21 protein-coding genes are annotated in these 20715 nt (G+C 57.4%); 9 read left to right on the top strand and 12 right to left on the bottom strand.

Going from position 1 to position 20715, the window contains the following annotated elements; translation table 11 throughout:
• Positions 1-243: 243 nt before the first annotated feature.
• The 10 genes from AC0QKW_RS04130 to AC0QKW_RS04085 form a co-directional block, all read right to left on the bottom strand.
• A complete protein-coding gene (locus tag AC0QKW_RS04130; RefSeq protein ID WP_473149782.1) occupies positions 244-1191 on the bottom strand; it encodes an ABC transporter permease in 948 nt (315 codons plus the stop codon).
• A gap of 68 nt (positions 1192-1259) precedes the next feature.
• Positions 1260-2345: an ABC transporter permease gene (locus AC0QKW_RS04125; RefSeq protein ID WP_473149781.1), complete on the bottom strand. Its 1086-nt coding sequence runs from the start codon at positions 2343-2345 to the stop codon at positions 1260-1262.
• Positions 2346-2358: 13 nt separating this feature from the next.
• Positions 2359-3537 (bottom strand): BMP family ABC transporter substrate-binding protein, encoded by a 1179-nt coding sequence (locus AC0QKW_RS04120; RefSeq protein WP_473149780.1) that lies wholly within the window; start codon positions 3535-3537, stop codon positions 2359-2361.
• Between the two features lie 192 nt (positions 3538-3729).
• Positions 3730-4137 carry a nuclear transport factor 2 family protein gene (locus AC0QKW_RS04115; protein WP_473149779.1) on the bottom strand — a complete coding sequence of 136 codons (408 nt, stop codon included), beginning with the start codon at positions 4135-4137 and terminating at the stop codon, positions 3730-3732.
• A gap of 75 nt (positions 4138-4212) precedes the next feature.
• The gene (locus tag AC0QKW_RS04110; RefSeq protein ID WP_473149778.1) at positions 4213-5379 is read right to left on the bottom strand and encodes a sugar phosphate nucleotidyltransferase; all 1167 of its coding nucleotides are present in this window, start codon (positions 5377-5379) and stop codon (positions 4213-4215) included.
• A gap of 270 nt (positions 5380-5649) precedes the next feature.
• The gene (locus AC0QKW_RS04105) at positions 5650-6516 is read right to left on the bottom strand and encodes a segregation/condensation protein A (protein WP_473149777.1); all 867 of its coding nucleotides are present in this window, start codon (positions 6514-6516) and stop codon (positions 5650-5652) included.
• Between the two features lie 103 nt (positions 6517-6619).
• The gene (locus AC0QKW_RS04100) at positions 6620-6961 is read right to left on the bottom strand and encodes a lipopolysaccharide assembly protein LapA domain-containing protein (RefSeq protein ID WP_473149776.1); all 342 of its coding nucleotides are present in this window, start codon (positions 6959-6961) and stop codon (positions 6620-6622) included.
• Between the two features lie 164 nt (positions 6962-7125).
• On the bottom strand, positions 7126-7803 hold the full coding sequence (rppA, locus tag AC0QKW_RS04095; RefSeq protein ID WP_473149775.1) for a two-component system response regulator RppA: 678 nt from the start codon (positions 7801-7803) through the stop codon (positions 7126-7128).
• Between the two features lie 48 nt (positions 7804-7851).
• Positions 7852-9147 (bottom strand): adenylosuccinate lyase, encoded by a 1296-nt coding sequence (purB, locus tag AC0QKW_RS04090; protein WP_473149774.1) that lies wholly within the window; start codon positions 9145-9147, stop codon positions 7852-7854.
• A 115-nt stretch (positions 9148-9262) separates the two neighbouring features.
• Complete coding sequence (locus AC0QKW_RS04085) at positions 9263-9946, bottom strand: uracil-DNA glycosylase (protein WP_473149773.1); 684 nt, start codon at positions 9944-9946, stop codon at positions 9263-9265.
• A gap of 125 nt (positions 9947-10071) precedes the next feature.
• On the opposite strand from AC0QKW_RS04085, the gene AC0QKW_RS04080 reads away from it, so the two are divergent.
• The 5 genes from AC0QKW_RS04080 (at position 10072) to AC0QKW_RS04060 (ending at position 14434) form a co-directional block, all read left to right on the top strand.
• Complete coding sequence (locus tag AC0QKW_RS04080) at positions 10072-10785, top strand: Uma2 family endonuclease (RefSeq protein ID WP_473149772.1); 714 nt, start codon at positions 10072-10074, stop codon at positions 10783-10785.
• 398 nt (positions 10786-11183) lie between these two features.
• On the top strand, positions 11184-12062 hold the full coding sequence (locus AC0QKW_RS04075; protein ID WP_473149771.1) for a S1 RNA-binding domain-containing protein: 879 nt from the start codon (positions 11184-11186) through the stop codon (positions 12060-12062).
• A gap of 5 nt (positions 12063-12067) precedes the next feature.
• The gene (locus AC0QKW_RS04070; RefSeq protein ID WP_473149770.1) at positions 12068-12943 is read left to right on the top strand and encodes a Tab2 family RNA-binding protein; all 876 of its coding nucleotides are present in this window, start codon (positions 12068-12070) and stop codon (positions 12941-12943) included.
• Between the two features lie 94 nt (positions 12944-13037).
• A complete protein-coding gene (locus tag AC0QKW_RS04065) occupies positions 13038-13904 on the top strand; it encodes a carbohydrate ABC transporter permease (protein ID WP_473149769.1) in 867 nt (288 codons plus the stop codon).
• 107 nt (positions 13905-14011) lie between these two features.
• Positions 14012-14434 (top strand): ArsR/SmtB family transcription factor, encoded by a 423-nt coding sequence (locus AC0QKW_RS04060; RefSeq protein WP_473149768.1) that lies wholly within the window; start codon positions 14012-14014, stop codon positions 14432-14434.
• Here AC0QKW_RS04060 and cruG read toward each other — a convergent pair.
• Both cruG and cruF read right to left on the bottom strand, forming a co-directional pair.
• Positions 14431-15630, bottom strand: a complete 1200-nt coding sequence (gene cruG / locus AC0QKW_RS04055) for a 2'-O-glycosyltransferase CruG (protein WP_473149767.1) — start codon at positions 15628-15630, stop codon at positions 14431-14433. The two genes, AC0QKW_RS04060 and cruG, sit on opposite strands and share 4 nt — an antisense overlap.
• Before the next feature lie 34 nt (positions 15631-15664).
• Positions 15665-16597: a gamma-carotene 1'-hydroxylase CruF gene (gene cruF, locus AC0QKW_RS04050; RefSeq protein WP_473149766.1), complete on the bottom strand. Its 933-nt coding sequence runs from the start codon at positions 16595-16597 to the stop codon at positions 15665-15667.
• 313 nt (positions 16598-16910) lie between these two features.
• Here cruF and AC0QKW_RS04045 point away from each other — a divergent pair, with 313 nt between their 5' ends.
• The 4 genes from AC0QKW_RS04045 to mltG all read left to right on the top strand — a co-directional run bounded on the left by AC0QKW_RS04045 (position 16911) and on the right by mltG (position 20503).
• Positions 16911-18116, top strand: a complete 1206-nt coding sequence (locus AC0QKW_RS04045) for a GNAT family N-acetyltransferase (protein WP_473149765.1) — start codon at positions 16911-16913, stop codon at positions 18114-18116.
• An 8-nt stretch (positions 18117-18124) separates the two neighbouring features.
• Positions 18125-18550 (top strand): Holliday junction resolvase RuvX, encoded by a 426-nt coding sequence (ruvX, locus tag AC0QKW_RS04040; RefSeq protein ID WP_473149764.1) that lies wholly within the window; start codon positions 18125-18127, stop codon positions 18548-18550.
• A 122-nt stretch (positions 18551-18672) separates the two neighbouring features.
• Positions 18673-19236, top strand: a complete 564-nt coding sequence (locus tag AC0QKW_RS04035; protein ID WP_473149763.1) for a DUF3727 domain-containing protein — start codon at positions 18673-18675, stop codon at positions 19234-19236.
• Between the two features lie 190 nt (positions 19237-19426).
• Positions 19427-20503: an endolytic transglycosylase MltG gene (mltG, locus tag AC0QKW_RS04030; protein WP_473149762.1), complete on the top strand. Its 1077-nt coding sequence runs from the start codon at positions 19427-19429 to the stop codon at positions 20501-20503.
• Positions 20504-20715: the final 212 nt, after the last annotated feature.

The following is a 20715-nucleotide window of genomic DNA, read 5'->3' as shown; positions in this document are numbered from 1 at the left end:
GGCAAAACTGCTCCCACAGGGAGGCAGTTTGTTGTCTTTGAAGCGTTGTGGTCATGATAAGGATAAGTGCAGTTAGGTTTGCTTAAGGCTTGCCTGAAATTACAGGCGGGGTATGTATGTCTTTACATTAACGGAAATGTTGCAGATTGTAAATAGCTTTAATAATAGGTGTACGGGTAACCTCCATAGATTCTGAAGAGATTCTCTTGTAGAAGGTGTTTGATGACCCCAGGAGGATGTGCCCTAATCGTCTTTACCTAAGGCCCCAGGTGCCCCGGCTAGGGTGCGCTGGGGCGAACAGGTGAGAATCATGATCACCAGCGTCAGAATATAAGGGGCGGCATTAAACAGGTAGTAGTATGAGTCGATGCCAACGGACTGAAAGGCTGGCCCCAGAGCTTGAGCACCGCCAAACAGTAGGGAGGCCCATAGACATTGCCAGGGCTGCCAGCGGGCAAAAATCACTAGTGCCACAGCCATGAGACCCTGGCCGCTGGAGATGCGCTCTGTCCAAACGCCGGGGTAAAACAGCGATAGACTGGCACCGCCAATTCCCGCTAAAAAACTACCCGCGACGATACTGGCCATGCGCACCCAAAAAATAGAAATGCCCATGGCTAAGGCGGCATCGGGGCTATCGCCCACCGCCCGCACGTATAGCCCCCAGCGGGTCGACTTAAAAAACCAACTCATCAGCGGTACGATCGCCACCCCGAGCAAAAACAGCGGGCTAATCTGAAGGGCCGACTGCACCTGAGGCAAACTGCTCCAGCTGCCAGCCGGTAGGGTGGGCAACTGGGGAGCCTGGGGTTGGATAAAAGGTTTGCCAAAAAAATTGGCCAGACCGCTGCCAAAGATAATCATGGCAATGCCTACGGCCACATCGTTGACCCGAGGCTGTTGCGATAGCCAGCCGTGAATAGCGCCCAGCCCCATGCCTGCAATTCCTGCGGCCAAAACCCCTAACCAAGGAGACAGGGTGGGGCCGACCATGCCAGAACTCAGGTAAGAGACGGCGTAGGCACTCATAGCACCTATGAGCAGCGTGCCTTCCAGCCCCAGGTTAATCTTGCCGCTTTTTTCCGTCAGGCATTCTCCCAGGCTGACCAACAAAAAGGGCACACTCCCGCGTAGCGTGCCAGCCAATATGCCCAGAGGTACACCCCACCAGCCGATTGCTTCTGTTGCCATTACTGTTCTCGTGTGACTGGAGCTAGTTCTTTAGTTGGAATGCGCTGATGCTTTCTTAGCCAAACTCTTTACCCGGCGGCTACGGTGCCACTGACCCGCTCGTCTCGCTCCTGGAAAATCGGGAAGCGCCCATAGAGGGATTCGCTGTAGAGCACACAGAGAAACACAATGCCTTGAAACACCAGGATGGTGGCGTCGGGCAAATTGTGGGCCCGCTGCAAAATGCCCCCAGCCGCCAGAATGCCGCCCAGCAGTACCGAGACTAGAACCGTAGCCAGGGGATTATGGCGGGCCACAAAAGCCACAAGAATGCCTGCGTATCCATAGTTTGAGACGATAGACTCGTTTAATCGCTTTTGTACGGCGGCTACTTCTACCATGCCGGCTAGCCCTGCACAGGAACCCGCCAAAAAACAGACGGCAAGGGTGAGTTTACCCACTGGCAAACCGGCAATGCGGGCTGCGCGAACGTTGCCTCCAGCGGTGCGAGCCGCAAACCCAAAGGTGGTGCGCTGGATCAAGATATAGGCTAATGCGGAAGCAACTAAACCGTAGATGAGTCCGTAGTGAATGCGGGTGGCGGGCAAGGTGCCTAGCCAGGCCGTTGGGTCGATCTCAAAGCTGGAGGGCTTGCTGACAAAGGCTGGATCGCGCAGGGGGCCTTGTACTAGGTGGTTCATGAAGGCGATCGCAATGTAGTTGAGCAATAAACTACTGATGGTTTCGTTGACCCCTCGGTAGTGTCGCAGCGCCCCGGCTGCCATAATCCAGAGACCGCCAGCTACTAGGCTAGCCAGGGCCATAGCCAGCAAGGCTAGACTCCCAGGCAGACTTCCCCCTACAGCTAAGCCTGCCAACACCGCCGCCAGCGCCCCCATTACCAGTGCCCCCTCATTGCCAATAATCACCAGGCCCAAACGGGCTGGTAGAGCTGTACAAAGGGCGGTCAACATTAGAGGGGCAGCCCTGATCAAAGTATTTTGCCAGGCGCTCCAGCTACCAAAGGCTGCCCGGTAGATTGACCCGTATACCGCTAATGGGTTGGCTCCAGCCAGGGCGCAAAAAACGCCAAATATAACTAGAGCCCCTAATACGGCCCCCACCGGCAAAGCCACAGACTCTAGAGATCGCCGCCAGGTCGTCGCAGCTGCCATCGTGGTCTCCTAGCTAGATAGAACCGATCACACCTTCGACAAAGTAATCCATTTTTTCGAGTTCAATGTCATCGATGTTTAGCGCCTTACCCGACGGCAGCACTTCACCGCCAGTGTTGGTGTTGAGAGGGCCTTCGTAGATCACCAGCTCACCAGACTTAATCGCCGCCATGGCGGCATCTCCAGCGGCCTTAGCTTCATCGGTAACGGCGGGGCCGTAGGGCGATAGCTTGCAGAAATTGTCGGCCAGTCCACCACGCAAAATATGAGGGATGTCGCCAGCCATCAGTGTTTTGCCTGCCAATAGATCTTTGCCCAAGGCGGTGTAGATGCTAGACCAATCCCACTCAGCGCCAGTGAGATAGCCCTGGGGGGCTAGGGCGCTCTGGTTAGCGTGGTAGCCCGAGGCAAACATACCTCGCCGCTCAGCAGTTTCCATCACCACTTTGGGGCTATCGACATGGCAGGTGATGACCTCAATGCCCTGGTCGGCCATGCTGTTGGTGGCCTCAGCCTCTTTGACCGGTACTGACCAGTCACCAGTAAAGATCACCTGCGTAGTAGCCGCTGGGTTCACTGACCTGGCCCCCAGGGTAAAGCTATTTACATTCCGCAGCAGTTGGGGAATTGGCTTGGCGGCCACAAACCCCAGCTTGCCCGATGGGCTCATGCTACCCGCTACCACCCCGGCCACATACTGGGCTTCATCGATAAAGCCAAAGTAGCTGTTGACGTTTTTAGGGTGCACTCCTTCCTGGTAGAGGCCTCCGGCATGGAAAAACTGCACTTCGGGGAATTCTTCGGCTAGGGCCAGAATATGGGGGTCAAAATAGCCAAAAGAGGTGGGAAACAGCACCTTAGCGCCGTCAATCTCGATCATACTGCGCATGGTCTCGGCCACGGCGGTGGTTTCGGGTACGCTGGCCTCTTCCACAAGGCGAATGCCGGGTACGTTGGCCACCATGGCGGCAGCGCCCTCGGCGTGGGCCTGGTTGTAGCCAAAGTCGTCTTTGGGGCCAACGTAGATAAACCCGATGACCAGATCATCTGCCTGGCCACTCGCTGCGTCACCTGTGCCCGGTGACTGAGCACAGCTACTCAGCTTTGCCGTCAGCCCAAAGGCAGAGGAGGCCAGTAGCCCCCGCATTACTTGTCGTCGCGATAGGTGAAAAGAACGGTTGCGATCGCCCATGGTGTCTACAAATCTCTCAAATATAGTGGCAAACTCCAGCCATCAGGACGAACCGCCTGTGCTTAACGATCAACCTGATTCGCTAACGGCTGTTCTTAGCTTTTACAGCATCCTCTAAGAATTGAGAAAAGCCCTCGACGCAGTTGTATCAAAAAACACATTTTTCTGGGTTCTTGAGCCGCCTCTCGGACGTTAGAGCACAGCGCTGACGCTACCGCCGAAGATTTGCCAGCCCCGGGCACCCCGCTGCCAAACCCGCGTGTAGCGATAGTCGCCGGCAAAGGGGTTGCCCAGAGCCTGGCCACAGAGAAAAATTTTGGCTGAGACCAGGGCAACATCTGGGCCACAAAGCCGAACATCTAGGGTTTTGGGCACCAACTCAGTGAACTGAGTACCGCCAGTGCGGTGCAGTTCTAGATCGATAGCTTTGGTAGCTAGCTCGCCAGTGGGCCCGGTAAACAATAGGTCATCGGCCATCAGGGCCTCTAGCTCAGCCACATCTGAGGCCAACATGGCGGCGTAGAGTCGGGCTTCACAGTCGCGAATTTCGGTATCTAGGTCTGGGGTCATGGCCAGCACTGCCTGAGACGCTAGCATCATAGCAAGGGATCTCTAGATAGGCCAAAGCCCCGGCGCTGAGCTGCAACGCTGGGGCTTTGGGGATGGGAACGGAGGCTAGATGTGCTGCTCTAGCAGTTCTGCGATCGCCCGGTGTTCGACTGGCGGCATGATTGGAAACTCCTGCCGGGTGTCGGTGATCAGCCAGTCGAGGGCAGCGGCTTTCATGTCGATAGAGGCACCGGTTTTGTCGACGCAGTAGCGGCCAAACACGAGTTTGTCGACCAGACGCACGCCGGGGCCAATGCGAGAATATTCAAAGATGACGCTTTTATCGACAATGGCACCGCTGCAGATGGCGCAGTTGTTGCCAATGGCGCTGGGACCAACAATGGTGGCGCCGTCCTCGATGTGAGTCATGCCGCCAATGTAGACCGGCCCTTCGATGTTGACCTTGTCCCAGTTGGCTTTTACATTCAGCCCAGCGTAGACACCGGGGCGAATCTCTTCACCGGGGATGTCGACTAGGTTAACCACCCCAGTGAGCACGTCTTGAATAGCGCGCCAGTAGTCGGGCACCTTGCCGATATCAACCCACTCAAACTCCATGGGAATGCCGTAGAAAGGAGCCTTGTCTGCCACCAGTTTGGGTAGCAGATCGCCGCCAATATCAAAGGAAACCCCGGAAGGGATGTAGTCAAACACCTCGGGCTCAAAGATGTAGATGCCGGTATTGATCTCGGTGCTCAGGGCCTCTTCTACCGACGGCTTTTCTTGGAATGATTTGACCCGACCGTCGGCGTCGGTGACCACGACCCCGTAGCTGGGCACCTGCTTAAGGGGAACGGTTTTGGTAATAATAGTGGCGATGGATCCTTTTTCACGATGGCGGCGCACAGCCTCGGTGAGATCGAGGTTGATCAGGGCATCGCCACAGAGCACCACAAAGGTGTCGTCAAAGAAGGGAGAAAAATCTTGAATCTTACGCATGCCCCCAGCAGAACCAATGGCGTCGCCCACTAGCCCGCCGTCTTCTTCGATGCGACCCTCAAAGGAATAGGCAATCTCGACGCCAAAGCGCTGACCATCGCGAAAGTAGCCCTCGATTTCGTTGGCTAGGTGGCTGACGTTGACCATGATCTGGTCGAAGCCATGCTGGCGCAGCAGCTCCAGCAAAAACTCCATTACCGGCTTCTGCATGATTGGAATCATGGGCTTGGGGATGGTGTAGGTGATAGGCCTTACACGAGTGCCTTTGCCGGCAGCCAGGATCATGGCTTTCATAAAATAAAGTCCTTAGTGGGTAGGAAAAAATATCTTTAGCAGGTCAATTCTTTGTATCAGCGCAGAATACCCATGGAAAAGTGGGGACATATCTCCATCGGAGACAACTATATCTAGCCATGCTAGCAGTAACGTTCAATCAGCTTCGGATCGCTTAGCCCCTCTTCAAAGAGTTCTTACATTTCCTCTTGTGACGGTTTATTTTCGTCAGGGTTGCCTTGATTCCAAATCTCCAGAATGCACCCTGGCGGCTCCTTCGAGAACTGTTTTTTAGTCGGGCAGCATAAAGGCTGGCAATGCGACTTCTTCGGTGGTGATGGGAGCGCGGTTTAGGTTTCTGACCCGTAGATCGCCGTAGAAGGTGTCTTGGGCCATCTCGACTTTAGACTGGGCCGAGAGAAACAGCAGACCCCAAAACACGCCGACTTTTTCGTGTACGGCCTCTGCTTGGGGGGTGTCAAACTCGTGGGCGTCTTCTAGATCGGTGGGCTTAAATTTGGGCCATTCACCGATTAAGTGCTCGAAGTCGATCCACAGCAGGTCTTCCCCTAGTTCGTCCCAATACTGGTCTAGGAAGGCTTCGAGGGCAGCGGCAATTTCAGAGAGGTTTTCTTGGTGGGCGAGCTGGGCGATCGCGCGCACTGCCTGGCGCTGGGGCTGAGGCCTCGCTCGCCGGGCGCGAATGCGGGGGGTGTGGTCGGCCATTACCGTGGCCATGGTTTCGAGTTGTTGGATCAGCTCTTGCAGGGTGACCTGTCGGCGCTGGGGGGTGGGAGCTACGGCGCGGCGGTGGAGGTGGCGCTCTAGGTTGCGGGGCAGGGGCACTAGCTCGTCAACTTCGTCTTCCCAGATCTCCTCTTCGCTGGCGGCGGCCTGGGCCTCAGCCTCGGCCCGTACCATGGTGTCGGCCTTGAGCAGCACCAGCATCGAGGCATAGAGAAAGCCTTGGCCCGATTCAGACAGGCTGGCCTCGTAGGGTGTGCGACCTTGGGTGGCCAAGGCTTCGCCCTGGGTTTTGAGCAAGGTCAAAAACCGGTCGATGACGTCGATGACTTTGACATCCCAGGGGTCGATTTCGCCCTGCTCGGTCAGGTCGATGAGAAATGCGATCGCAGTTTGAGCCAGGGATGACGACATCGTGCCAGGGAGGATTTGGGCCCATCTTAACGAACTATCGCCTCTTCATTCGCCCAGCCGTTTGCCCAAACGGCTGCTGCCCGATGCCCCCAGCCCAGATTTATCAGGCGGCGGCCTCACCCTCATCGGCGGCGGGCAGCAGCAGGCTCTGCTCTTCGAGCTTGACCTGATAGCGCTGCACGTCTTGCTCTAGCTCCTGAATGCGAATTTCGCGCTGCTGCACCTGCTTGCCAAAGGACATGTAGCCCTGCACCTGGGCCCAGACGCTAAACACCCAGGCAAACACAGCCCCAATGCCCATGGCCATAATCAGCTCCACGCACAGGGGCGCTTCTACATCTAGGCCGGGGGCGATATGAATGAGCACTCGCTCTGTATTCTCGATGCCAAACAGCACTAGGGCCAGGGCAATGACAAAGATGACAACGAAGTTTATCTGCCGCATGGCTCTTAGCCTCCCACTGCTAGGTCGAGTTAATCGGTCAAGGCCAGTCTCTATAGAAGACTCCAACCCCTATTTAACCAGGCAGGGTTTAACTTTGGTCAAAGGTTTTTAGATGGTATGGCTTTTCTAGGACTGTCAAGCGACTGGCCAAACCCATGACGGGCTCACTCGCCCAGCCGATAGCCCTTGCCGTAGACGGTATGGATGATCGGCGGAGTGCCCTTGGGCTCGATTTTGCGGCGCAGCAGCCGCATTTGGGCGGCAACCACGTTGCTGCTGGGGGTGTCTTGATCGCCCCAGACACCCTGGTAGATCTGTTCGTGGGTAAGCACCTGGTTGGGGCGGCGCAGCAGGTAGGCCAGCAGCCGGGTTTCTTTGTCGGAGAGCTCGACTGGCTGACCCTGGCGGTGAGCGAGCTGGTTGGCTTCGTCTAGGGTCAGATCGCCTACCACCAGGCGGGGTGGAGGAGCGGTGTCGAGATTGGGCGATCGCCGTAGCAAGGCCCGCACTCGCGCCAGCAGCTCCCGCAGCTCGAAGGGTTTGACCAGATAGTCGTCGGCTCCGGCGTCGAGCCCGTCAACGCGATCGTTAAGGGTGTCTTTGGCGGTGAGAAAGAGCACGGGGGTGCTATCTTGGCGCGATCGCACCTGGCGGCAGATCTCCAGCCCGCTCAGCCCCGGCAGCATCCAGTCGAGAATCAGCAGGTCGTAGCTGCCTTGGCAGGCCAGGGCACAGCCTGCTTCTCCCTCGCTGGCCACATCGACGTCGTAGCCCTCGCGGTGGAGCAGGCGACTCAGGGGTTCGGCGAGTTCTACTTCGTCGTCAACCAGCAAGATTTTCATAGGCGGGCGGTTGCGGAGAATGGGGGCCAGGGTTTACCTGCTTGCCACCTAAATACCCAGGCGTTGGTATACCTGGTCGAGGTGGCGCAGGTGGCGATCGGGGCTAAAGCAGTGGTCGATTTCGGCGACCGACAGGTGAGCCGTTACCCGTTTGTCAGCCTCGATCAGCGCCCGAAAGTTGCCGTCATCGGTATTCCAGGCCTGGTGGGCGCACCCCTGCACAATGGCGTAGGCTTCTTCTCGCCCGAGACCCTTGTCGATCAGGGCCAGCAGCACCCCCTGGCTAAACACCACGCCGCCGTAGACATTCATGTTGCGGGCCATGTTTTGGGGGTAAACTAGCAGGTTTTTTACCAGCTCGGTGGTCTCTACCAGCATAAAGTGCGTGAGAATGCAGCTGTCGGGAAACGCCACTCGCTCCACCGAGCTGTGGGAAATATCGCGTTCGTGCCACAGGGCCACATTCTCCAGCGCCGCCATGGCGTTGCCCCGCAGCAGCCGCGCCATGCCCGTCAGCCGTTCTGAGCGAATCGGGTTGCGCTTGTGGGGCATAGCCGACGAGCCCTTTTGTTTTTTCGAGAAAAACTCCTCGACTTCCAGCACATCGGTGCGCTGGAGGTTGCGAATCTCGACTGCAAACCGCTCCATTGATGCGCCCAGCAGAGCCAGGGCATTCATAAATTCGGCATGGATGTCGCGGGAGATCACCTGGGTAGAAGCGGTGTCGGGGCGCAGCCCCAGCAGCTGGCAGGCCAGGGCCTCGACCTGGGGGTCAATGTTGGCGTAGGTGCCCACTGCACCTGAGATCTTGCCCACGGCGATCGCATCCTGCAATTTTGCCAGGCGCTCCCGGTGGCGCAGCATCTCGGCCAGCCAGCCAGCCAGCTTAAAGCCAAAGGTAATCGGCTCCGCATGAATGCCGTGGGAGCGACCAATCATCACCGTGTCGCGGTGCTCCTGAGCCCGGTAGCGAATCGCCTGAATCAGATTTTCGACGTGGATCATAATCACCTGGAGGCTGTCCACCAGCTGGAGCGACAGGGCCGTATCCAGCATGTCAGAGCTGGTCATACCCAGATGAATGTAGCGACCGGCGTCGCCCACGTACTCGTTGACGTTAGTGAGAAAGGCGATCACGTCGTGGCGTACCTCGGCTTCGATTTCGAGCACGCGCTGGGGGTCAAACTTGGCCTTGGCCTTGATCTCCTCGACCGCTTCTTTGGGAATGTAGCCCAGCTCGGCCTGGGCCTCGCACACGGCAATCTCTACCCGCAGCCAGGTTTGCAACTTGTAGTCGTCGGTCCAGAGGTTGCCCATCTCGGGCAGAGTGTAGCGTTCAATCAAGGCTTTGGTCTGAATACAACCGCCCCATTCTACCCGGCAGCCCGATGTCGTGGAAAACTCGCCCCTCGGTCAGGCCTAAAATCTAGTTCTAGCTTGCCGACAGGACACTCCCTGCTTAGCCCTGACTCAGCTCGTCTACCTTGGCCTTGACCGCCTGAATGTCTTGCCACATCAGCCACTTGGGGCTGCCCTTGTCCCGCGATGGGTTCCGCAGCAGGTAGGCGGGGTGAAAGATCGGCATGCACAGCCGCCCCTCCCAGTCCATCCACTGACCGCGCACCTTGCTAATGCCCTGCTTCACCCCCAGCAGCGATTTCAGGGCTGTCGCCCCAGTGAGAAGAATAATCTTGGGATCTACCAGGCGAATTTGCTCTAGCAGGTAGCCCTTGCAGGCGTTGACCTCGGCGGTGGTGGGCACCCGGTTCTCCGGCGGGCGGCATTTGACGATGTTGCAGATGTAGACGTCTTTCTCAGTGTCAAAGCGCACCGACTCCAGAATTTTCTCCAGCAGCTGGCCCGACTTGCCCACAAAGGGCAGCCCCTGCTCGTCCTCCTGCTGGCCCGGCCCTTCGCCGATGATCAGCACCGGGGCGGTGGGGTTGCCCCGGCTGACCACCACATTGGTGCGCGTCGCCGCCAGGTCGCAGCGCTGGCAGCTGCGGCAGTGGGTGCCCAGGGTGCCCAAATCGGGGTAGATGCCGGGGGGAATGGGCACCGCGCCGCTGGTGGGAATGGCGTCAAACTCGACGCGGTTGGCGGCGGCTTCGGATTCAAACAAACTAAACTGGTTGTCGGCCATGGCGGGGGCTGAGATGCTTTCCGCGTATTGTAAAGGGTCTTGGGCAGCGCTGCCGAAATCCAAGCCCCTAACCGCCCAGTCGCCTATGCTACCTTGGCAGTACCGCCCCGCAAACGGTGAAGGCCATGGTGCAGCTACAACCATCCACTCAGCCAGCGGTGATTTACCCAGATAGCGATGGGCAACCGATGGCTGACAACACCCAGCAGTTTCGCTGGATTGTGGTGATTCAGCAAAATTTGGAGTGGTTGTTTGCCGGGAGTGCCGACGTATTTGTAGCGGGGGATCTACTGTGGTATCCCGTTGAAGGGGATAACAAAACGCGCACCGCCCCCGATGTCATGGTGGTGGTGGGGCGTCCTAAAGGAGATAGAGGTTCCTACAGACAGTGGCAGGAGGACAATCTGCCGCCCCAGGTGGTCTTTGAAATTTTGTCGCCGGGGAATACGCGGGCCGAAATGGCCCGGAAGCTGCTGTTTTACGATCGCTTCGGTGTTGAGGAATATTATCTGTACGACCCCGATCGCAATGAGCTGAGCGGTTGGCTGCGCCGCGACGGGTTTCTGGATGTGATTGAACCGATGGCGGGCTGGGTCAGCCCGCGATTACAGATTCGGTTTGACCCTCTAACCGAGGAACTAAGGCTTTATCGTCCCGATGATCAGCCTTTTCTGAGCTATGTAGCCATTGCTCAACGGGCCGAGCAAGAACAACAGCGGGCCGAGCAGGAGCAGCAACGGGCTGAGGGAGAACGGCAGCGGGCTGAGGCAGCCGAAGAGAAGGCAAATCGGTTGGCCCAACGCCTGCGGGATTTGGGAATTGATCCGGAGCAGGTTTAGCTGGAATTGCTCGTTGGAGAAGCCTCAGTAGATTACGAAGCCCCTGCTGGCACTCATCCCCCAGCCCCTGCTCCCAATTTGGGTGCGAGAACTCAAAGCCCTCTCCCAATCCTGGGAGAGGGCTTTGGGGTGAAGGTAGGACCAAGGCCGATAGAAGCGTTTTCTATCCAATGAGGCTGGATGCAGGCCGTACCCAGTAGCATGCCCCCTTGCCCGCCCACGCTAGGGGCTATGTTCTTCTAGGTTTGGACATTCAGAGGCCAATCTGGACATTCAGCGGCCCATGGATGACAACCCCTGGGCATTCCTCTGGCCAGCGGGCGAAACCGTGACCTCAAGCGTGGCGTTGTATAGTAGAAAGCTAGCCGAATTCTATTTATTGTCCAGGAGTTCCTCCCTTGACTTTTTCCGCCGAAGATTTTGCCAAAGCCCTTGAGGCCCACGACTACGACTTTCAGGTGGGCAGCACCGTGAAGGGCACTGTGATTGCCCTGGCCAACGACGGGGCCACCATCGACATCGGCGGCAAGTCGTCGGCGTTTATGCCCATCCGCGAGGCAGCGGTGCGGGCGGTGACCTCCATGGAGGGCATCCTCGAACCCGGCGCAGAATATTCGTTTCAAGTGATTCGCGACCAGGATGCCGACGGTCAGGTGCTGCTGTCCATTCGCAAGCTTCAGCTCCAGCAGCTGTGGCGGCGGCTGGCCGAGCAGGCCGAAGCGAGCGCGGTGATGGAAGTGAAAGTCACGGGCTTTAACAAGGGCGGCGTGACGGTGGATGTGGAGGGGTTGCGGGGGTTTGTGCCGCGATCGCACATTGGCCGCACCTACGAAGACCTCTCTGAGGCCGTAGGCCAGCGCCTCACCGTGGGCTTTCTCGAAGTCAACCCCGCCGCCAACAAGCTGGTGATGTCGGCCCGCATGGCCGCCCGCAGCCAGATGATGAGCAACCTGGCCCTGGGCCAGCTGATCGAGGGCACCGTGGCCAGCCTCAAACCTTTTGGCGCTTTTGTAGAGTTTGACGGTATTAGCGGCCTGCTGCACATCAAGCAGATCAGCAAAAACTATGTGGAGTCGCTGCCCAGCGTGCTGCGGGTGGGCCAGTCGATCAAAGCTGTGGTGGTGGCTCTCGACCCAGAGAAAAACCGCATTTCGCTCTCTACCAAGGTGCTGGAAAAATACCCTGGCGAGGTGATCAAAGAGTCTGAGGCAGTCTTTGCCGATGCTGAAAATCGTCTGGCTGACGTCAGCCGTATGCTCAACGACAGCGAGGCCTAGGCACCATGGGCAATGTCTGGGAACTCGACTTTTACTCCCGGCCCGTGCTGGATGAAAACGGCAAAAAACTTTGGGAAGTGCTGCTCTGCGAGGGGTTGTCTGACAACAGGGCTGCCCCTAAGCAAGTCTTTCGCTTCAGCAAGTTTTTGCCCAGCAGCGAGGTCAACTCGATTAGCCTGAAGGGGGTACTTGACGAGGCGATCGCCGCCGCCGCTAGCCAAGATATTGCCCCACCCAGCCGCATTCGCTACTTTCGCTACCAGATGCAGAATATGATTCTGCGCGCCTGCGACGAAGCCAACATTCCGGCGCGGCCCAGTCGGCGGACGGTGGCGTTGCAGCGGTGGCTGAGCGATCGCTGCCAGACCGTCTACCCCACCATGGCGGGCTACACCGATGTTCCCTCTCCCTCTGTGGCGGCCCCACCCCCTAATCCCCAGCCCCTGCCCGATGCCCTGCTGGGGCAGCAGTGGGCCTTTGTCAGTCTTGAAGCCGCCGCCTTCGCCGACCTGCCCGACTGGGAGATCGGCTTTGGCGAGTCGTTTCCCCTCGACATTGCCGAGGTGGAGGCTAATACCCCGATTCCCGGCCTGCTGATTTTCTCGCCCCGCGCCACCGCCCTAGCCGCCTGGATATCGGGCCTAGAGCTGGCCTACTGGCGCATCGAAGACAGCAAGACGCCCCAGATCATTCTTGAAACCGGCGCGGCAGATAGCTGGATTTTGGCGGGGCTGACCAATCCGACCCTGGTGGCCGAGGCCAAAGCCTTTGATGCTGCCAAAGCCAAAGCCAATCAAGTGCACTTCATCGGCATCCAAGACAATCCCGAAAGCGAATCCTTTGCCGGTTTCTGGCTCTTGCAGCAGCTCAGTTTGGGGTAAGGGATGGCCTGTTCAAGCATGAATTCTCTCCAGCTAGATTCCAGGGTGCTTCAAGAACCCTGGAATCTAGTGCTGCCTACAAGGGGCTCTGACCATGCTGGATTCTGAAAAAACTGGGCTGCTCCAGAGCCTTGTTAAATGGCCCCTCTGGCGAAATGTGGGCATCTACGCGCTGCTGCTAGCGATCGCCCTAATTATGGTTTTTCCCCTGCTCTGGCTGGTCAGCACCTCCTTTAAGGGGCCAGCGGAAAACCTGCTGGCCACGCCGCCCCAGCTGTTGCCCCAGCAGCCCACCCTGGCCAACTACCGCGAGGTGTGGCGCACCAACCCCTTTGGCCAGTACTTTCTCAACAGCGCGATCGTGGCGGTGCTCACAGTGGTGGCCAACCTCCTGCTGTGCTCCCTGGCGGCCTATCCCCTGGCGCGGCTGTCGTTCTTGGGCCGCGACACCCTGCTGGCGCTGATCGTCGCCACCATTATGATCCCCTTCCAGGTGGTGATGATACCGCTGTACATTTTGGCGGTGAACTGGGGCCTGCGGAATAGCTACCTGGGTCTAGTGCTGCCCTACCTGGCTTCAGCTTTTGGCATTTTTCTGATGCGCCAGGCGTTTCAGGGGGTGCCCAAGGAGCTAGAAGAGGCTGCCCGCATGGACGGCTGCTCTGATCTAGGTATCTGGTGGAATGTGATGCTGCCCGCCACCCGCCCGGCTCTAGTCACCCTGGGAATTTTTGTGTTTATCGGCACCTGGGGTGAGTTTTTATGGCCGCTGATTTTGCTCGATCGCCCGGAGCGCTACACCCTGCCCCTGGGGGTGGCACGGCTGGCGGGCAGCTTTTCGCTCGACTGGCGGCTGGTGGCGGCGGGGTCGATGCTCTCGGTGCTGCCTGCGATTTTGGTGTTTGTGCTGCTCCAGCGCTATATTGTGCCGACGGAGGCCGGGAGCGGGGTGAAAGGGTAAGGCGAGCCGTGGATCGTTGAGATGGGGGCTAGGTGAGGAGAGGAATTGTTATACTACTGTTAAGTAATAGAGTGACGTTCTAACTTTTTGCCCGTCGGGCTAGGTTTATGGCTTTTTCTTCAACGGTTTCCCAGCAGCCCCAGTTCAACAGCGTTCCCACAGGGTCTCCAACGGAGCATCGCCCTCCCATTCACCTCACCCCAGAGACCCTGCAACTGGTGGCCGATTTTTTTAAGGTGCTGTCGGAGTCGAGCCGCTTGCAGATTGTCTGTGCCCTCAAGACGGGCCAAAAGAATGTCACCGAGATCATTGAGGCCACAGGGCTGGGTCAGGCCAACGTGTCAAAGCACCTGAAAATTTTGGCCCAGGCGGGCATTGTCAGCCGCCAGCAGCAGGGGGTCTGCGTTTACTACCAGATCGCTAGCGGCTTTGTCTTTGACCTGTGCGAGCTAGTGTGTAACTCGCTGCTAATACAGATTCAGCAGCAGTCTGAAAAAATTGCCTACCTAGAAGCCTTTCGCCAGCCCTAATCGTCTTGAGAATACTGTCTGCCCCGCCACTGGGTAGGGCGGCGCAGCGATGACAGACCGATGCGGGCCACTGCCCCCAGGTCAGCCAACGGAGACAGCCAAAAGGCCCAGGCTCCTGGCGCACCTTGCCGATCGTAGGCAGAAGCAATGGCCGCCTGCATGCCCAGGCGAACGCATAGTAGAACCCCGTTGACGGCCCAGAGTATTTGCAGCGGCAGCGACCAGCTATCTGATGCGCTGTAGCGCACTAGCCAAAGCGCTGGTACCAGCAGCCAGGGCAGCCCCTGCACCAGCGCTAAAAAGGCCCAGTCGCCCCAGACTTGTACAGCTGGAGCGGCGTCTTTGAGGTCGAGCGATCGCCCCCACTCGCGCCAGGTTTCAGCCATGCCTTCGTACATGCGCACCTTCAGCAGGCGACTGCCATCCCAAAACCCCACCTTGGCCCCCTGGGCGGCAGCATGTCTCGCCAGGGTGACATCGTCACAAAACGAAGTAGAAGCCGACTGATAGCCGTTGAGCTGCTCTAGGAGCGATCGCCGCACCATAAAGCACTGCCCGTTGGCCATTACCCGCTGGGCTGACCCGCTAGCACTGCCCGCTGGGCCAAACCGATACACCAACGTCATCAGCAGAGATGGCTGGAGCCAAAACTCTCCTGGCTGCTTGAGAATGAACTGAGGGGCCAGCGAAACTAGGTCGTACCCTTCTCGCTCCATGGCTTTTGCCAGCGCCGCCACCAAGCCGGGCTGAGGCTGCGTATCGGCATCGATGCCGAGAACCCAACTGCTGGCGGGCGATGTGTGGCGAAAGCCGTAGTCTAAGGCCCAGGGGCGACCTACCCAGCCCTTGGGTAGAGGGTCGTCTTCGAGCAGGCGCAGACGAGGATCTCGGGACTGGTAGCTTTTGACCACGTCCCCCGTACCGTCGGTTGAGCGGCTGTCGACCACCAACACCTCCCGCACCTCATAGCTCTGGCGGGTGAGCCCCTCCAGGCAGGGGCTCAGGCGATGGGCCTCGTTTAGGGTAGGTACCACTACTGACACCGCCCCTAATTGGTCTAAAGTAGGGCGTTCAGCGGTAAGCGGCGGTCGACGAAACGGCCCCTTTGCCAGTCTCGACAGCAGCACGGCCACCATGGGCAACTGCCCAGCCAAGACAACTATCGCCAAAAAACTCAGCCAAGGAAAGGTAGCCACACTAGCGGGCAATGGAAGACCTCACTATCATCACCTACTTAAGCCCAACTTTGGCCGTGGCTACCGTACCATCGATCCCAGAACCCATTAACTCGTCCTGTTCAGCACTCAAATAGCTTTCTTGGGCGGTAGCACGCCAGCATAGAACAGCGGGCAGTGCGCCAGTCAAAATACCCAGGGCAATCGGTACATAGAACCCAGCCGCCAGGCTCATGACCAAGGCAAAGCCAAAGTTGGCTAGGTATACGACCAAGGGCACCGTCAACTGGCTCTGGTCTAGCTCAGGAGAAAACCTAAAGCCCTTCCACAGCCCCAGGGCGGTACCCATAAACACAACCCCAGTGCCAAGCCAGCCAGCAAAATTTTGATAGGGCATGCCAAAGAAAGCACCGGGCTGGTGCCAGTACCAAAAAGGCAGAGCCGTTTGGCTCATCGCTGGGTCAAGGACAAAATCCCAAGAGGTGAGTAGTACTGACCCAAGCAGGACAGCCGCCAGCGATCGCCCCCAGCCATAGCGACCGGCACCGCCCCCTGCCGCTAGTCCACTGCGGGCCAGCAAAAAAGAAGACAGACCCAGATAGAACCATGACAGGGGAATGGTGAACGGCACCAGCCCAGCAACCTTATAGCCCAGGCCATTGAGGTAGGTGTAGTCGCCAAAAGGGAAGCCAGTGCTAGTGCCCAGCAGCTCGCTGGTGAGCGAGATGCCCACGGCGGCGATCGCAAAGGTAATCAGACTACCCAAACCGAGGGTTCGGTAGGCATAGAGCGCCACCGCTGCGGTGCCGAGCAAAATGTATCCCACGCCACCCCCCGCCATGCTCCAGCGAAACATGGTTTGCCCAGCTGGCAAATACTCCAAAATGCCGGGGTGGGGCACTACCCAAAGCAACCCTGCCAGGCCAAAGGCCATGGCGACAATGTGACCGTAAAGGCAAAAGCGCTCAATGGCTAGAAGATTTTTCATGGTAAGTCCTAAGTACCGCTGACCGTGCCTTTGCAGCCCAGTCACGCATCGTTTCTCTGCGTCAGTTGAACTACAGCATAGTTGCAATCGTCGCTTAAATCATAAGTTTTGTAAACGCCAATTTTCAAGGTTGCCGGGCATTGAGCGCGGCTAAAATCAAAAACACGTACTCGGGCCGATTTTAGGGCTGATGGGTCTGGCTGCGGTTGCAGATTACCGCAGCTGACATCGGGCGTCGTCCATAGCCTTGGCGATGTGGAAAGTAGGAAAATCGGCTAGGATGGCGGCATACCGGTCAGATCTCTGAGACCCTATGGCACCTATGACGACTCCTGGCCCCAGCATCGTGGTGCGGCCGCTGCAGTACCGCGACCTAGATACTCTCACCCAGTGGCAGCCAGAAGACTTAGAGGCTGGTGGAGATGCTAGTGCAGCCGAAGCCATTGTTGCATGGCTCGACCATCAGCGCCGCTGGTACGGCCCCCTCAAGATTTTGAGCTGGTTGCCCCGGCCTATGCAGCAAACCCCCACCACCTTTGTGGCAGAGCGCCAAAAGTGCCTGGTAGGTCTAATTCAGGTTTCACCCTTCAACCGCACCCGCAGCACCTGGCGAGTTGAGCAGGTGGTCATCAACCGCAGCGCTTTAGACCATGGAGCCTCGGGCTATATGGATGTGGGCTCGCGCCTGCTGCGCCATTGCTTCGAGGTGGTGTGGGAAGCCCGCACCTGGATGCTGGAGGTGGATGTCAATCACAAGACGGCTTTGGGGCTCTACCGCTTCAATGGCTTTCAGCCTCTAGCTCAAACTACCTATTGGGCATTGCAGCCCGACCAGATTGCAGAGTTGGCTCAGCGCGAACCCGATCTGCCCAACCTGTTGCCTATCAGCAATGCCGATGCCCAACTGCTCTATCAGCTCGACACGGCCTCCATGCCGCCTTTGGTGCGGCAAGTCTTTGACCATCAGATACAAGATTTTAAAAGCAATCTACTGGGCAGTGCGGCGGCCACTGCCGATCGCCTAGTCAACCAGGTGGAGACCGTCGGAGCCTACGTCTTTGAACAGCAGCGCAAGGCCGCCATTGGTCAGTTTAAGCTGGCCATCTCGCGAGACGGCAAACAGCCCCACGAGGCTGGTCTGACGGTGCATCCAGCCTATACCTGGCTCTATCCAGAGTTGATGGTTCAGATGGCTAAAATACTTCAGCCTTTTCCGGCTCAGCCCCTGCGGCTGACCTCCCTTGACTATCAGCCCGAGCGCGAGGAGTGTTTTACTCAAGTTCAGGCTGTGCCAGAGTCCCACACGTTGCTCATGTCGCGATCGGTGTGGCACAAGGTGCGAGAGGCCCGGCACCTCTCTTTAGAAGGTCTACAACTCTCCGACATGTTGACCGGGCTACAGCCCGCTGGCAAGCCCGTACCGGGTCGCATGACCCGGTACGCCGATCGCTGGCAAGCTGTTTTAGACCCCCAGGCATTAGACATTCCGGTTGAAGATCCTGCTGAGGGCGATCGCTAACTGCTGCCATGACCACCGCATTGGTTTCAGCCCTAGGGTTAGACATTGGCCGCAAGCGGATCGGCGTCGCAGGCTGTGACGGCACCGGGCTGATTGCCACCGGGCTGACCACTCTGCATCGGCGTTCCTTTAGCGAGCTAGTGGCTGATCTGAGCGATCTGGTGCAAACTCGCCAGGCTCAACTGTTGGTGGTAGGTTTGCCTCTTACCATGGACGGAGAAGAAGGCTTTCAGGCTCGCCAGGTGCGCAAAGTCGCAGCCGGTCTAGAACGTGCCCTGGGGCTACCAGTGGTCTATGTCGATGAACGGCTGAGCTCGGTCGAAGCCGAGCATCTGATGCGGACCGAAGGGCGATCGATAGCCACCGAAAAATCATTGATTGACCGCAAGGCCGCGGCTATTATTTTGCAGCGTTGGCTCGACAGCCGTCGGTGATGGCTGATAACCCATGTAAACAGACGTAACCGGATGGGATATTCTGATAACACCGTATCAGTGTTCATACTGGGTCGAGCATTTAGGTGTCTGGCCCGGTTACCCAAAGAAGAGTAGCCTCCATGGCGGATAACACCCAACCCATTGATGAGTCAGCCGTAGTACTTACCGACGATGCTGGGCGGTTTTTGCCCTGCCAGGTAGAGCAGAGCTTTAATCTCAACAATCGTGAGTACTTACTGCTTTTGCCTATTGATGCTCCTATTGAGATTTTTGTCTGGCAGCAAGAGGGCGACGAAGACGAAATTCTTATGGATGTGGAAGACGAAGACATCGATGAGATTTTCTTGACCGCCAAAGCTGTGCTGGCCGAGCAAAATTTAACCCTCCAGCGCACTGCCATTACTCTGACCGCCGCCGGTGAACTCCCCGAACCCGAAGACGACAACTGTCTCACCCTAGAGCTCGATGAACTGGATGAGGCCGGCAACCCCATGACCGAAGAATTTCAGGTCTTGGCCACCTGCTTTTATAACGATGAAGAATACACTCTCTGTACGCCTCTGGATCCACTGCTGATCTTTGCTAATCGTACCAGCAGTGGCGATCTAGAAGTTGTCACTCCAGAAGAGTTTCAGACCATTCGCGGTAGCCTAGAAGAAAAATTGTTTGACTTACTCGATTGATTGGGCTCAAATCATCTCGTAGAGTTTATGCCACCCCTAAAAAGCTAGCTAAGATAGAGCCTGGAACTAGCCGATTGGGTTTCTTGTCGTCATGCTATGAGTCGGCGGCGGCTTGAGTAGAGTTCTAATCTGTAGGTCAATCGGCGATGACCAAAAAGACTAAGCGACGACGATTTTCAAGTTGGCAACTATGGCTAAAGGTAAACGCTGGGTTCGGTGGGGCTTTTTAGGGCTGTTGGTACCTGTGGCCACAGGAATTGCAGCTTGGCAAGGCTGGGCCTGGTGGAGTTGGGCCAATCAACCCGTGCAAGGAAATACCACTGACACGGGGGCTCAAACCGTACAGATTCAAATTCCCCCCGGCACGCCAGGCCAGCAGATTGGTCAAGATCTTGAAGCCTCTGGTTTGATCCGATCTGCCCTAGCTTGGAAGCTGTGGTCGCGCTGGCAGGCCTGGCAAGGTGCCGAAGGTGAGTTTCAGGCTGGTACCTACGCTATTGATCCTACGGCCTCTATGACAGCCATTGCCGAGGTCATTCGCAGTGGGCAGGTCGTGCAGACCTCTTTCACCATTCCCGAAGGGTGGAATCGCCGCCAGATGGCGGCCTACTTTGAGGAAGCTGGATTTTTCCCAGCCGATGCTTTTTTGGCGACTACAGAGCAGGTATCTAGAGACCGATATCCGTGGTTGCCCAACGGTCTACCCCACGTAGAGGGTTTTTTATTTCCAGATACCTACCAGTTGCCGGCAGAGGGGGTATCTCCAGCAGCTGTTGTAGATATTATGCTGAGCCGGTTTGAGCAGGCTGCACTGCCGATCTATCAACAGGCCTCCACCGATCTCTCGTTGCTGGAGTGGGCGACCCTGGCCAGCATTGTTGAAAAAGAATCGGTGGTGCCCGATGAGCGTGGCCTGATTGCGGGTGTCTTCACCAACCGGTTAAATCAAAATATTCCCCTAGGTGCTGACCCTACGGTGGAGTATGGTCTCGGCATCTCGCAAACTAAAGAGCAACCCCTAACCTGGGCCCAGGTAGGGATGCCTTCTCCCTACAACACTTACATCAACCCCGGCTTACCTCCTACCCCCATAGCCAGTGCTGGCAAGGCAAGCCTGGAAGCCACCCTGACCCCTGACTCCACTGACTATCTATTTTTTGTGGCCCGCTACGATGGCACCCATGTGTTTAGCCGTACCTTGGCAGAGCATGAAGCGGCCCGCGATGCCATTAGGGCCAGCATCAACAACGCTACTGTCGATAACTAAAGCCATCTATCCCTAGGCTCGATCATGTGCAGAGCCAATTTTGATCGGGTGGTCCTGGCTTAACTGGGCAACTGTAATGCGTCTTTACGGTTTGGTCTTGTGAGAATTGGGTGCTTGTGATCTGGATTTGGAGCAGATACCTGGTCTCAGCCAGATCGCTCGGGCTGAAACCGATCTGATTTTTTGTGCGTAACAACTTCAACGGTTGCTGA

This window comes from Pseudanabaena sp. PCC 9330, assembly GCF_055795045.1.
This window is presented reverse-complemented; position numbering and strand designations above follow the sequence as displayed.